Here is a 13,940-nt window from a genome sequence, read left to right on the forward strand (position 1 = left end):
ATGCGAGCGCATTATAAAGCATTTCTTTTTGTGACGTAACACCAAAAGCAACCGTTTGCGTGATTTTTTTTATCTTTCTGCGTAAATGGTACTTTTGCTGCATTTATCACCACTTTTACAACTGTTTAATTAAACCTGCTTTGCCAGCCTTGCGGGGTTTGGTATAAAGGGGCTTCCACTTTTCGAGATTTCATTTTGATGCCTAAATTTACGCTCATCTTTTCGTCTAAGTTCCTTCTGCTCGCCATCGCCCTATTTGGGTTGGCTGGATGTCAGATTGAATCTGAACCTAAAAGTGTCCTTGAGCAGATACGAGATCGTGGCGTTCTTCGTGTCGGCACCCTAAATAACCAACTCTCTTATTACATCGGTCCTGATGGTCCTGCTGGCTTGGATTACGAATTAGCTCGTGAATTTGCGCAGGAGCTTGGTGTAAAGCTTGAGGTTAAACCCGCTTACCGTTTATCTGGCCTGTTCCCTGCCCTGCAGAAAGGCGAAATCGATCTTATCGCAACCGGCTTAACGCAAAACAATAAACTGACACGCGCTTATCGCGCCGCACCTGCTTATTATTATGTAAGCCAACAGGTCGTATACAAAAAAGGCCAGTGGCGACCAAGAAACCTTGAACAACTGATCAAGTTTGAGAATGAGCGTCAGGCTGAGTTTGTAAAAGCGCAAACTGAATCAGAAGAGGCGGCGTCTACTGACACATTAACGCCATCTTTGGTTGTAGTGAAAGACTCACACTTTGAGCCAACACTAAAGCAGCTGCAAAAAACACACGATGACTTTATCTATGATGCGGTCGGCAATGCTGATATCAATGACCTGCTTAAAGAAGTCTCGACTGGGGAGCGCTTATTCACTGTGGCTGACTCAATTGAGCTGTCACTGGCACAACGTTTATACCCAGACGTAGCTTTGGCTTTTGAACTGACAGAAGACCAACCTATCTCTTGGTATTTGCAGAAGTCTGAAGATGAAAGCCTTTATGCTCTGTTGATTGAGTTCTTCGGTAACCTAAAACAGTCTGGTGAACTCGCTTCACTGGAAGAGAAATACATCGGCCACATCGGTACTTTTGACTACGTTGATACTCGCGCCTTTATCCGCGCACTGGACAGCAAACTACCAAAATGGTCGCCGTTGTTTCAGAAGTACTCACAAGAGTTTGATTGGCGTTTGATTGCTGCATTGGCATACCAAGAGTCACACTGGAACCCTGTTGCGCGCTCGCCAACTGGAGTGCGAGGCATGATGATGCTAACACTGCCTACTGCGAAGAGTGTTGGTGTAACCAACCGTCTTGACCCGAAACAGTCAGTACAAGGCGGTGTTGAATACCTGCGTCGTATCGTGAACCGAGTACCAGATTCAATCACACAACATGAAAAGATCTGGTTCGCCCTTGCTTCATACAATGTCGGTTACGGGCACATGATGGACGCGCGTCGTCTCACGAAGGCACAAGGCGGAGATCCTGATGCTTGGGGCGATGTAAAAGACCGGTTGCCTCTATTGAGACAGAAGAAGTACTACAGTAAGACTCGTTATGGGTATGCGCGTGGTGATGAAGCAAGGAATTACGTTGAGAACATTCGCCGTTATTACCAGAGCATCATTGGCCATGTCAATAAGCGCAATAAAGAGCAAGAAGCGAGCCTTGAAGGTTTGGTGGTGATCCCGCCTTTAGAAACCTCAGGTGCTGAATCAAGCATTAGTGCTGCTCAATCGACAGTAAGCAGTTCGGAACCTTCGCAGTAGATACTAAAAGAGCAATGCCATTAAGCATTGCTCTTTTTTATTGTGCTTTTTATAACTGCGCGAAAAAGAACAAGCTCGACAAAAGGCCATGAAACTCGATGTGTCATATTGCAGTAACAATCGAACTTTATAACGGCACACCATAATCAAAAATTACGTTCTGTTGCACATCAGTGCTGGCTTTAGACTAGAACTGCTCTTCTATTTAAGCCAAGCGTACGACAAGCCAAACAAACGAATAACACTATAATTAAATCGTTAGTCCAAACTAAAAAGTCAGACGACAAATAGGAAATCATTGAAATGATGAAGAAACTGAAATCGAAACGCCTTGATAAGACCGTTGCTGCAAACCGTCGTAAGCGTATGCTTTCAAATAATAAGAAGAAGATCATTTGGCGCAATCGCGCTTTCATGCAGATGATTGCTGAGTAAATGTAATTACCAAGTCAGTTTGCTTGGCACTCTTGCGATTGAGAGTGCCGAAAGCACGCTGCTATTTCTTATTGCCAGCCTTCATCTCCGCTTCTAAACGCTGCTCTTCCAACAGACGTTCTTGCTTTCGCTTCTCTTTTATCTCTTTTCTACGACGCTTGAAAAACGCTTGTAATTGCTCACGGCACTCTTCCTCTAACAAACCATGTTCAACGTCGGCATAGTGGTATGAGGCTTGGCTTTCAAACAAATTCAACACTGTACCTGCAGCGCCCGCTTTTAAGTCTGGAGCACCAAACACAATTCGCTTTACTCGGCTGTGTAGCAAGGCACCTGCGCACATTGGGCAAGGTTCTAGCGTAACGTATAAAGTGGTATCGAGTAGCCGATAGTTTTCTAAGGTTTGACCGGCTTTACGCAAGGTTTCAATTTCTGCGTGTGCCGTTGCATCATGGCTGCCAATCGAACGGTTCCATCCTTCAGAGATAATCTCCTCATCTTTCACTAATACAGCACCCACAGGAACCTCTCCCTCACTCTCTGCTTGCTTAGCTACCTCAATGGCGCGTCGCATGAAGATTTCATCTTGAGGGGTGAATTGATGGTTTGACAAAGGGAACTCCAGAAACAAAGGATAAAAACGAAAATAGGTATGCGGTGAAGCATACCTAATCTTCGTGATAATGAACAATAAAGAGATAATAAACAACAAGAGACAATGAACCATTGCCGCTTGCTGGTTGGTTGGTCGAACTGTTAGCTATTAGCGTCTTCTGTGTCATCGACTATTGGCGTCGCTTTGATACTCACAATGCGATTGTTCTCAACAGAGATGATTTCAAACTGCCACTGCTGGTATTGAACAACTTCGCCTGCATCAGGTAAACGCCCTATTAACCAAGTCACAAGGCCATTCAACGTTTGGAAGCTCTCGCTTTCACCCTCAAAATCCGACAGCTCTAAACGGTTCTTCAGTTCACTGATAGGAATCAATCCATCCACCAACAAACCGTCTTCCACTTGCTCGGTCCAAAGATCGTTCGGGTTATTCGATAACTCGCCAGCAATCGCCTCAAGAATATCGTAGTGAGTAACAAGACCTTGAACATCACCATACTCGTCGACAATGAAAGCCATCTCGGTACCCGACTCTTTAAAGTAGCCAAGTAAACGCAGAGCTTTCATCGATTCTGGAACATAGATCGGCGAGCGAGACAGCCCCATGATCACTTGAATGCTCAAATTGCCCGCCTGATTCAGCAAAGCTTTAGCTGATACTGTACCCACCACTTTATTGAGGTGATCTTGGCACAATGGAAACACACTGTGTTTTGATGAACGCAGTTTCTTTAAGATTTGCTCAACGGGTTGGTCGACATCCAGAAAATCGATGTCTCGACGCGGAGTCATCAATGAGCTCACAAGGCGATCATCAAGCTGCAAGATATTACGAATCATTTCTTGTTCGCCGCGTTCAATCACACCCGATTCAGAGCCCTCTTTCACAAGTGCATGGATATCATCTTCAGTAACGCTATCTTCTTCACCGCCTCGGCCCATCAACTTAAGAATACCTTCCGTTGAAGCCGACAACGCAAACACAAACGGCGTCGCGATTTTAGATAACCAGAAGATTGGCAGCGCGACTAACACAGCAATGTTTTCAGCTTGAGACTGAGCAAAACGCTTTGGTACCAACTCACCGACAACGATGGCGAAATAAGTAATACCCACCACCACAACCGCAGTAGACAATATGTTCGCTTGTGTTGGGTCTAATCCCCACAATTCAAGTTGAGCGGCCAGTGGAGCCGATAGCGTCGCCTCGCCAACAATACCGCTGAGTAGGCCGATTACCGTGATACCGATTTGGATTGTAGAAAGGAAGCGGGTTGGGTTTTCTTTGAGCTCTAGAGCAACCTGAGCGGAGCGGTGTTTTTCGGCTAAGCGTTTCAGCCGACTATTTTTTGCTGCTACCAATGCAATCTCTGACATGGCAAACAGACCATTTAAAACAATTAACCCTACTAAAAGCAGAATCTTCATGTGGCTTGGATTTCCTAAATTTACCGGCCAACAATTAGCCGTAATCCGGAGTATAAGCTGAGTGCCATTATTTTGAATATAAAAATTTTTGGATATAGAAAGTTTTGGATATAAAAACCTTGGATATAAAAAAACGGAAAAAATAGCGAAAAAAAAGCCCGCACATTTCGGTGCGGGCTTCGATGATTTTTATGTTACTTACTTTTGCTTTTCTTACTTCGCTTACATTGTGTAAGTGTAAGGTGCTTGGATACCTAGTGGGATACCAAGAGCCCAGTAAGCTAGCAAGAAGATAGACCAACCGATTAGCATAGCAATCGAGAATGGCATCATTAGAGAAGCTAGAGTACCGATACCTGTCGACTTAACGTAGCGCTGACAGTAAACAACAACCAGTGGGAAGAACACCATTAGTGGAGAGATGATGTTAGACACTGAGTCACCTACACGGTAAGCCGCTTGAGATAGCTCAGGAGAGATACCCACAACCATTAGCATTGGAACTAGGATAGGACCAATCAGTGCCCACTTAGCTGAAGCAGAACCAACAAGAAGGTTAACTGCAGCCGTTAGTAGAATCATACCAACAACCGTTGCTTCACCTGGAAGGTCCATCGCTTTCAAGCCTTCAGCACCGTAAAGTGCCAGCATAGTACCGATGTTTGATTGAGCGAATGCAGATAGGAACTGAGCACAGAAGAACGACATTACAATGTATGCGCCCATCGTTGCCATCGTCTCAGACATTGCTTTGATAACATCATTACTATTCTTGAATGTACCCGCTACACGGCCGTAGACGATACCCGGAATAATAAACAGGATGAAGATCAGAGGAACAATAGACTTCATCACTGGTGCTGAGAACGCCGTTAGTTCGCCTTCAGGTGAACGAAGTGCTGAGTTTTCAGGCATTAGAGCCGCGATAAGCAGACCAATACCGGCAACCATTGCCCAACCAGCGAATTTGAATGCTTTAGATTCAATGGCTGTGAACGTACCTAGATCAGGTGCTTGTTCTGCATCTTCATCTACAGGCGTATTAGCAAGACGAGGCTCGATAATTTTCTCTGTAACGTACCAACCAATTGCCACAATTAGAATTGAAGACAAACCAGTAAAGAAGATGTTCGCTAGAGGGTTGATCACATATGCAGGGTCAAGAACGTTTGCCGCTGTTTGAGTGAAACCAGCTAGTAGCGGGTCAATACCTGAAGGGATGAAGTTTGCAGAGAAACCACCTGATACACCAGCAAACGCTGCTGCAATACCCGCAAGAGGGTGACGACCCGCAGCGTGGAAGATGATACCGCCAAGAGGGATTACTAGAACGTAACCTGCATCTGCTGCTGTGTGAGACACGATAGCAACGAGGATTAGCATTGGCGTTAGTAGCTTAGCTGGCGTGAAGTTAAGCATCTTCTTAAGGCCAGTCGTAATGAAGCCTGAAGAGTCAGCAACGCCCACACCTAGCATAGCAACAAGTACGATGCCTAGAGGTGCGAAGCCTGTGAACGTGGTAACCATATTCGCTAGGAAGCTAGCAAGCGCTTCACCAGTTAGTAGGTTGTTTACTTCAAGAGCAGCACCCGTTTGAGGGTTGATTAAGTCGAATGAAAGATTCGATAAAAGTGCAGATGCTACCCATACAATAACTAGAGCCCAGAAGAACAGGATTGCTGGATCTGGAATTTTGTTGCCGGCGCGTTCAATGAAGTTTAGAAAGCGGTCCATACCACTGATCTTGTCAGTCGATGGTGCTTTTTTTACGGCTTGGTTACTCATGGTAACTCCATATGTGATGTTGTTTTGTTTAGGCCTAATATAAGTTTTGACCACGGCCTATTGGTACAGCATATATTCTATTAAAGTCGTTATTAAAAAGCACAAGATTCCACCTAATTTTCCATAAATGGAGACATATTTTGCAAAAATACCATACAACCACAACAATATAAAAACACAAAAAACACCATTCCATATACAGAGTTTTAACTAGCACGTAAACAATGTCCGAGGAGTGAAAATTATCAGTAAAAGGGGTGGCATGAGCCTTGGCATGCAGTAAACGTTTGCTTGAGGGTCAATCAAACTCACTGTATTTGGAGAGCATAGTTTCGAGGTAAATACTTTGTGCGTGGTTCATACGATCTTGCCATGCAATTGTGACAGTAATGCTTTTTAATGCGCTAGACAGAGCACCGTTTGCATTAGTCACTTCACAAGTCATGGCATAGGCAGAACCCGACAAACCAGATAAAGGTTCTGAACTTGCTGTGTTGAGACAATGACTCGCCTGATTTAGTTCCGAGAAAGGAATTAGACCTACCGCCCCACTCACATTAGACGCCCGAGTTCGATAATACTCCATCTGCCTTTCAGCAAAATGCAGCGCCTCTACGCTGTGGAGCGCAAAATCCGATTTTTGTTCAGCGTAGACCTGCAATTTAACCAGCCCTAGTGAGGCAACACCAATCAACAGAAAAGAGATAAGAGCCTCTATCAAGCTAAAACCTGAGTTCTTAGAAATCATTCCATGATCCTCGCTTCCACTTCGCTTTCAAAGGAGCACTATGAGGATTGTATTCACCGGTATAATCCAAATTGATTGAACCCTGAATTGTCGATAACCCACCAACGGAATCAAAGAACATCCCTCCTTTAGGGAAAAAAGAAGCAAATCCAATATAAACCGAATTACTCTGAACTAAATCAGTAATAGGAATTGTATCTGGAACTTTAGCCCATAAACCACTCAGTAGGTCGGTATCAGTATCGGGAGAGTTAGTGTTATCGAATACGGTCATATCATTTAGATGATAGAAAGACCCGTCAAATACGCTCGCGTTACCATTCGCAACGATGCCGTCCTGAATCACTAAAGAGCGAGGCGTAATAACCCCTGGGATAGGTTCAACTACATTAATCGCAGGTGAATAAACGACACAATCACCTATAACCCATACCTTATTCTCCCCACTTGAAAAGGCATCATTAATGGCTTTGCTACACTTATTTCCTTCATATTCACCATCAACCAAATCAATATGCTTAGGGGGGGCAACTGTCCGATCAATAAGGTCTATAACATGATAATCAAGCTTAATTTGGTCAATGTTCTCCGACGTCTTTGGCACTCCAAAGTAATTAGAGAACGTATCGATATCCGGATCGAATTTGAAATCTGATTGAAAAGAGTTTGAAGGCAGCGCCCCAACGGAGTCGATGGTTGCATCATTGCTAATATTGGTGGTTTGTTGGCAAGACTCAAACGTAGGAAAAGGAGGTGACTCTGGAGTAATGGTCTTCAAACGTCCTCCTCCATTTTGCTTATAGATGACACTATCTAAAAATCGAACCGAGACACACTCGTTAATACCATCAACAGCAGTAAGACCAATATCAGGATTAATATCGATATTGTGATCAGAAATAAATTCTAAACTCGAATTTGTTTGCATTACTCCTAATCCCGAAGCGTCTTCAAAACTAATCTCTTTGTTCAGCGATAAAGACTCAGAACTCGACACCAATATATTCGGCGTGAGTGCTTCTGATCCCAACGTAACGACTTTCGACTGCTGACAATAATCCATTAAATCATTGGGAATAGCAGTCAGATCATTTTCAGCGATGTAAGTGAAGCCACACTCCAAGCCACCTTCCGAGCGCCAGTGGGCTTTGCGACCTTCGACCTCATTTTGAGCCACTTTGATCTGATGAAAAACACTGCGGTATGAACCTAGCGTCACCACCAGCGCACCAATTAAAAGCACAGATGTAATCAACAAGGTCACCACACCACGCTGGTTTCTCAACATCATCATTGCCAGTTCCTTTGTTTAATGGAGACCGAAAGCGATTTAGAAACACCCGCGGTTGGAATTGAAGCTGTGATATTGATATCAGTGAGCATGGTCTTGATAGAGTTTTGCCCTAATGCCTGAGAATTAATCTTGAACTCGTCCACTTCGATAAGACTGTCATCGAACAATGAATAACACGATGTGACTTCATTGAACGAAAGGAGGTCATCTGAAACAAGCATGCCTTTTTCACATATTTGTAGCCGAGTCCCATCCTTGCGGTAAACGATATGTCGATGATCTTTATCGCTACTCGACCCTTCTCGGAAATAAACAAAACCCACCGCCACACCGCCACTGACTTGAATGGTGTCACTCGCGCCAGATAACTTGATTGAGTAACCGTTTGAACCATCGTAACCCGCTCGTTGGATATCCTCTTTCATGACCTGCATGGTGCTTGTTAGATTTTGTAGCAGCAATAATTCAATGCCTTTGTCTTTGGCAATTCTCTGCCCTGTTATAAAGACACTGCCAATAATCGAAATCGCAAACACACCAATCACAGACGCCACCATTAACTCAATTAATGATGTGCCTTGCTGTTTACTAGGCGCTACCACAATCGGTCTAACACGCATCATAGCCATACTGCGCACTCGACTCACCGCACACCTTAATTCGCCCAGGAGGGCTGGATAATTTAACCAACAATCTGTCTGTGGACGCTGTGTTTGGAGAAAGATAAATCGTCCCTCTGGCTGGCCGCCCTCTCACACTCTCAAAGCTAATTCTTGCGCCTGTGTAGTTATGAGAAAACGAGACATCTCGAAACGGTTGACCCGATAACATCATCAGCGTTTCGCCGGAGAGATCTTCGGACGGCTTCAGCAACAAACTCCACTCCCCTGTAGATTGCTCTTCATTTTTATCCATGGAGAAATGAACCCAAAGATCTTGATTCCTTTTCACCGATTCAGACTTAGCTTGAATTAAAAAACCATTCAACTCACTAGCGAGTCGCTGCATCTTGACGGTTTGAGTCACCGAGCTAAAACTCGGGGCAGCCGTCGCTATCAGTATCGACAAAACCGATACTGTTATTAACAGCTCTAATAAAGTAAACCCGCGAGTCATTTCCCAAATTCCTATGTAATCTGATGCGTAACCGTATTTAATCTTGCGCCGATGCTACCACCAGAGAAAAATGGGCAGAGCTATGAAAGGAAACTACTCGCGATGATTCGAAGAAATATATGCAACAGCAACAACTTAAGCATTAAAGGAATGACATTGATCGAATTATTGATCGCTGTCGCCATCGTGGGGATACTCGGTGCTATTGCCTATCCAAGTTATACAAACCATGTAATCAAGGCGCATCGAGTCACAGCGATGGCTGATATGACCAAGATACAATTGGAGATAGAAACGCTATACACGGGAAACTACGCGTCGGCAGCGGAGAGTATTATTTCAGGAGGGACATGCTTGTTTTGCGATACCGATACTAGCCGGTACACGCTAGCGATCTCTGCGAGTAGCACCACCTATTCGATTCAGGCTGAACCACTTTCACCACAAACAAACGATGAGTGCTTAGATTCAACGACCGATATCTTGGAATTACACCACTCAGGGGTTTCAGAACCAGAAGCGTGTTGGAAGTAGCAAGAGCAACCGCCAAAGGGCTCTAGAATTTATCTGAGAAACCTCGTTCTCTTTCTTCTCGAGATTCTTTTCCCCCTAATCTACAGATACAAAAAAGCCTGCTACATGAGCCAACACCTATCATTTAAGGTGTTTAGATTTCACAGTGTAGCGAGTCTTACTAAAACGAACGGTCCTATCTTTGGGCCGTTTTTGTTTTTCGGGCAAAATATAACGTTTCACTCGCTCTCTCATAGCTCGTAGCTTCTTGGGAACCGAACCTGGGGAGGCAATAGCACACCACATTAACTCATCTTGAATATCTCGAAGTGCCATCGTAAAGCTTATCCTTAGTGGCGAGACTTCAGCCTCTTTTGCTATTCGGCTAATCTCCAGACGGATTAAGTTATACGCGATACATAGACAGGCTCTTAAGCTCTAAGCTATTTATTTAGATAGAAAAAAGGCTTCATTTATGATCAGATAATCGTCGCCAAACAAACCACCCATATCAACCGTGAAGCCGATGACGATTATCTCCCTACAAAAACAGTTTAAGCAATTCTTTAATGCTGATAGCCTTCAAAAAATGGCGAAAAGTACAGGACTTATGAAGCGATGTCGGGCTATCTTACCCGACCAGCTAGTAGTAAGCCTAGTGGCCGCTTTGAGCAAAGGAAACTGCTCATCTATTGCCGATTTACTAAGGCAATTCAATGGGATGTGCTTAAGCGCTAAAGATACTGTGGCTTATAAGCCCTACCATAACCAGTTAAGAAAAGAAGAATTTCCGATATTCATGCGCCAATTGGCCATGCGAGCGATAGCTCAGTTTGCTCGCCAGCAGAGTGCCAACCTACCAGATAAACTCGCCACCTTTGATGATGTGCTGCTTCAAGATGGTAGCTCTTTCCACATTCATCGTGACCTTTCGAACGTTTACCCGAGCCGATTTAAACGCAATCCAGCCGCAGTTGAATGCCATATGACAATGTCTTTAAAAAAGCTTTTCTCCAGTCGCAATGAGCATCAGCGCTGATACAGCATCAGAAAGAGACTTTTTGCCCGCCCCCAAAACAATGAGTAACAAATTGTTGTTGGCTGACGCAGGGTACCCTGACTTCCAATTCTTTACTGAGCTTGAACTGTATGGTGGTTTCTATATTTTTTCGAGGAGCAAAGTCCCTGAATCCTCATGTTATAGAAGCGAGAAACGGTCAGGGCCGGCATTTATCTAAACTAGAAGGAAAGAAGCTCAAAGACATCACTCGAGGTACTAATCGCTCACAGGTACTCGACCTTAAAGTTCGTAGTGGTAAGCAAGAATTTAGAGTGGTAAGACGTTGGTTTGTCGAAGAAAAGCGATTCTGTATTTGGTTAACTAACTTGCCTTCAGGTACCTATACTGCTGATGACATAATGGCGATCTACCGCTGTCGATGGCAGGTGGAGTTGCTTTTTAAAGAATTAAAATCTCACACAAACTGGCAACGATTTGTCACCGCACAAAAGGCCATCGTTGATGGGCTTATCTGGGCCAGTTTACTCTCGCTGATCATCAGGCGCAGTACTGCGCTTCAGATAATGCCATCGGTCTCGCTGTTTAAGGCGGCAAAAAATGTGGATGTGTGGCTGTTGCCCATATTTGAATGTATCAGCCACAAGGCATGGTCAGAAATAGGTAATAAACTGGAATGGGCCTCTAGCTATATATTTAAGAACGCACAAAAGTCCGCCCAGAGGAAGTCAAAGAAAAACATCACGTTAGACGGGATTTATGCTGGTCTTAATGCTTAAGGTTCAGTCTATGATACGCGATAAGGATACCCCATATCTCTTGCTCTACACCTTCTACAGATTGACTGCGGAGCAGGATTTCATCTTCAAGCATGTCATGCTTAATCTCGCCATAGCTATTCTCGATTTCCCACCTTTCGAAGTACACATCTAATAATGATTTTAAACTGTATTTTCTATCGGTAAGAGAAGTCAGCAGTCCTTGTATATGATTTGGTTGTTGTTCAACGTCATCGGGATATAGAGCTAACCTAGCTTTCCACGTTTCAGGGAGACTCGGGTCTTGTTTTCTAGCCTGGAGAGAGACTTTCATCTCCACAATCAGATCTCGCCCCTCATCATCGAGCTGCTCGATGATTTCATATTTCACATTCGATTTTATTGGCGTCATCCAGTGGCTTGTTCCATGCTCTTGTTGCCAGTTAAGCATAAGTTCTGCGCTCAAGTAGCAACAGTCAAAAATGGTCAATGAATTCGGAACTGCTGATGAAATTAAATCTTTTGCATAGCTGATTTCTCCTTTAGAACTTTCCCCAAAAGCCACATCATGAATAAGTCGACTCCGTAGTGATGTGAGCGCGCACATTCGAACGATTGGGTACTCAGTGTGCCTGTCTTTTCGATAGTAAACATATTGATAATGCTCAGCTAAGCTTGGGTTATCGTGAGTTCTAAACTGTGTGCCATCGATTGAAAATAGGCTCAAACCATTCCATTTATCACCCGCATCTTCCGACTGGGTCCAGTGCTTTGCTGTGATTGAGAATAATGACTTTAAAGGCTTAGCAGTGAGGCGTTTTCTTGCCTGAGGAATTGCACTAGGTGCAATCGTTTCACCCAATGAATTAGATAATTTGAGGTCGAGTTTATCGAGTACATCGGTAATCGGTCTATCTCGATATAGACCAATACCAACGACTAACCATACAACAAGTTCGGCAGGTAATTTTCTACGCCGCATACTCGCTTTGTTCGTTTCAGATAAAGCTTGGTTTATCCAATCTAACGGAAGGTCTTTTTGGAACAAAGAAAGAGATTCTGGATTAGCAAAGTCGTCAACATCGATTAACCAGTGTGACAGCATAAAAAATACCCTTAAACAAAAGTGCTTAAGGGTATTGTTAACCATCTGTAGGATCGTTCAACTGATCAGGAAAATGCTTAAATGATCAGTGTTAGCTACATGAGCAGGCTTTTCTAATTTTATCAACAACCTAATTACTTAGTTAGGTCATCGAAGAAGTTTTTAACGCCACTGAAGAAACCTTCAGACTTTGGCTTGTGCTTGCTTGCCGCTTCGCCACAACATGTTTCTTCGAATTCACGCAGTAGTTCTTTCTGACGAGAGCTTAGCTTAACTGGAGTCTCAACCACTAGCTTAACGATTAGGTCACCCACACCGCCGCCACGAACGCCTTTCACGCCTTTGCCACGCATACGGAACATACGGCCCGTTTGTGTTTCTTCTGGCACTTTAAGGTTTACACGACCATCCAGTGTTGGAACTTCAACTTCACCGCCTAAAGCAGCCATAGAGAAGCTTACTGGAACTTCACAGTAAAGGTTATTGCCGTCACGCTCAAAGATGTTGTGCTCTTTTACGTGTACTTGTACGTACAGGTCGCCAGCCGGAGCGCCTTGCTCTCCCGCTTCGCCTTCGCCTGATAGACGAATACGATCGCCAGTATCAACACCAGCAGGGATCTTAACGTTAAGTGTTTTCGTCTTCTGTTTGCGACCTTGACCATGACATGAGTTACATGGGTCTTTGATGATCTTGCCTTTACCGTTACAAGTAGGACAAGTCTGTTGAACCGCAAAGAAACCTTGGCGCATTTGTACTTGGCCGTGGCCATGACAAGTGCCACACGTTTGTGCAGAAGAACCCGCTTTCGCGCCGCTGCCGTCACAAGTATCACACTCTACAAGTGTTGGTACTTCGATTTCTTTAGAAACACCACGAACCGCTTCTTCTAGAGAAAGTTCCATGTTGTAACGTAGATCTGAACCACGTTGTGCACGCTGTTGACCGCCACCACGACGACCGCCGCCGAAGATGTCGCCAAATACGTCACCGAAGATATCGCCGAAGTCACCTTGGCCACCGCCGCCGAAACCGCCGCCGCCGCCCATGCCACCTTGTTCAAAGGCTGCGTGACCGTATTGGTCGTAAGCTGCTTTCTTTTGAGCATCGGTTAGGATCTCGTACGCTACTTTTACTTCTTTAAACTTATCTGCTGCGGTCTCGTCACCCTGGTTACGGTCCGGGTGGAATTTCATCGCTAAGCGTTTGTACGCTTTTTTAATATCGCGCTCTGATGCATCGCGGCTTACGCCTAATACTTCGTAAAAATCACGTTTTGACATGTTCTAGGTCACCAAAATAATTGCTACTACCGAATGATCACTTCAGTAGTCTGTGTATCAATCTAGATAAAA

General features: G+C 44.3%; 11 protein-coding genes and 3 pseudogenes. 4 read left to right on the plus strand and 10 right to left on the minus strand.

The window, feature by feature from the left end; translation table 11 throughout:
- Positions 1-198 precede the first annotated feature (198 nt).
- Together mltF and OCV19_RS12780 are read left to right on the plus strand one after the other, a co-directional pair.
- Positions 199-1,767 (plus strand): membrane-bound lytic murein transglycosylase MltF, encoded by a 1,569-nt coding sequence (mltF, locus tag OCV19_RS12775; protein ID WP_055318882.1) that lies wholly within the window; start codon positions 199-201, stop codon positions 1,765-1,767.
- 303 nt (positions 1,768-2,070) lie between these two features.
- Positions 2,071-2,202: a hypothetical protein gene (locus OCV19_RS12780; RefSeq protein WP_017059878.1), complete on the plus strand. Its 132-nt coding sequence runs from the start codon at positions 2,071-2,073 to the stop codon at positions 2,200-2,202.
- Between the two features lie 61 nt (positions 2,203-2,263).
- Here OCV19_RS12780 and tadA read toward each other — a convergent pair.
- The 7 genes and pseudogenes from tadA to OCV19_RS12815 form a co-directional block, all read right to left on the minus strand.
- Positions 2,264-2,868, minus strand: a pseudogene (tadA, locus tag OCV19_RS12785) (tRNA adenosine(34) deaminase TadA).
- A 90-nt stretch (positions 2,869-2,958) separates the two neighbouring features.
- Positions 2,959-4,248 (minus strand): hemolysin family protein, encoded by a 1,290-nt coding sequence (locus tag OCV19_RS12790; RefSeq protein ID WP_065676361.1) that lies wholly within the window; start codon positions 4,246-4,248, stop codon positions 2,959-2,961.
- A gap of 222 nt (positions 4,249-4,470) precedes the next feature.
- Positions 4,471-6,033, minus strand: coding sequence for an AbgT family transporter (locus OCV19_RS12795; RefSeq protein ID WP_019823905.1), 1,563 nt, complete (start codon positions 6,031-6,033; stop codon positions 4,471-4,473).
- A 298-nt stretch (positions 6,034-6,331) separates the two neighbouring features.
- Entirely contained in the window at positions 6,332-6,781 is a 450-nt protein-coding gene (locus OCV19_RS12800) for a prepilin-type N-terminal cleavage/methylation domain-containing protein (protein ID WP_065676360.1), read from the minus strand.
- The gene (locus OCV19_RS12805; RefSeq protein ID WP_065676359.1) at positions 6,771-8,075 is read right to left on the minus strand and encodes a hypothetical protein; all 1,305 of its coding nucleotides are present in this window, start codon (positions 8,073-8,075) and stop codon (positions 6,771-6,773) included. The genes OCV19_RS12800 and OCV19_RS12805 overlap by 11 nt, the downstream gene beginning before the upstream one ends.
- On the minus strand, positions 8,072-8,704 hold the full coding sequence (locus tag OCV19_RS12810; protein ID WP_065676358.1) for a PilW family protein: 633 nt from the start codon (positions 8,702-8,704) through the stop codon (positions 8,072-8,074). Before OCV19_RS12810 ends, OCV19_RS12805 begins: the two co-directional genes overlap by 4 nt.
- Positions 8,685-9,191 (minus strand): GspH/FimT family pseudopilin, encoded by a 507-nt coding sequence (locus tag OCV19_RS12815; protein ID WP_065676357.1) that lies wholly within the window; start codon positions 9,189-9,191, stop codon positions 8,685-8,687. Before OCV19_RS12815 ends, OCV19_RS12810 begins: the two co-directional genes overlap by 20 nt.
- A gap of 51 nt (positions 9,192-9,242) precedes the next feature.
- On the opposite strand from OCV19_RS12815, the gene OCV19_RS12820 reads away from it, so the two are divergent.
- The gene (locus OCV19_RS12820; RefSeq protein WP_240508201.1) at positions 9,243-9,725 is read left to right on the plus strand and encodes a type IV pilin protein; all 483 of its coding nucleotides are present in this window, start codon (positions 9,243-9,245) and stop codon (positions 9,723-9,725) included.
- Positions 9,726-9,845: 120 nt separating this feature from the next.
- Here the strand turns inward: OCV19_RS12820 and OCV19_RS12825 are convergent.
- Positions 9,846-10,127 (minus strand): annotated as a pseudogene (locus OCV19_RS12825) (IS4 family transposase); the annotation flags it as partial.
- A gap of 103 nt (positions 10,128-10,230) precedes the next feature.
- On the opposite strand from OCV19_RS12825, the pseudogene OCV19_RS12830 reads away from it, so the two are divergent.
- Positions 10,231-11,501, plus strand: a pseudogene (locus tag OCV19_RS12830) (IS4 family transposase).
- Here the strand turns inward: OCV19_RS12830 and OCV19_RS12835 are convergent.
- Both OCV19_RS12835 and dnaJ read right to left on the minus strand, forming a co-directional pair.
- Positions 11,491-12,585, minus strand: coding sequence for an IS4 family transposase (locus OCV19_RS12835; RefSeq protein WP_244499607.1), 1,095 nt, complete (start codon positions 12,583-12,585; stop codon positions 11,491-11,493). The pseudogene OCV19_RS12830 and the gene OCV19_RS12835 sit on opposite strands and share 11 nt — an antisense overlap.
- Positions 12,586-12,719: 134 nt before the next feature.
- The gene (dnaJ, locus tag OCV19_RS12840; protein ID WP_048614330.1) at positions 12,720-13,868 is read right to left on the minus strand and encodes a molecular chaperone DnaJ; all 1,149 of its coding nucleotides are present in this window, start codon (positions 13,866-13,868) and stop codon (positions 12,720-12,722) included.
- Positions 13,869-13,940 lie beyond the last annotated feature (72 nt).

It is taken from the genome of Vibrio celticus, assembly GCF_024347335.1.
GTDB classification, from domain to species: domain Bacteria; phylum Pseudomonadota; class Gammaproteobacteria; order Enterobacterales; family Vibrionaceae; genus Vibrio; species Vibrio celticus.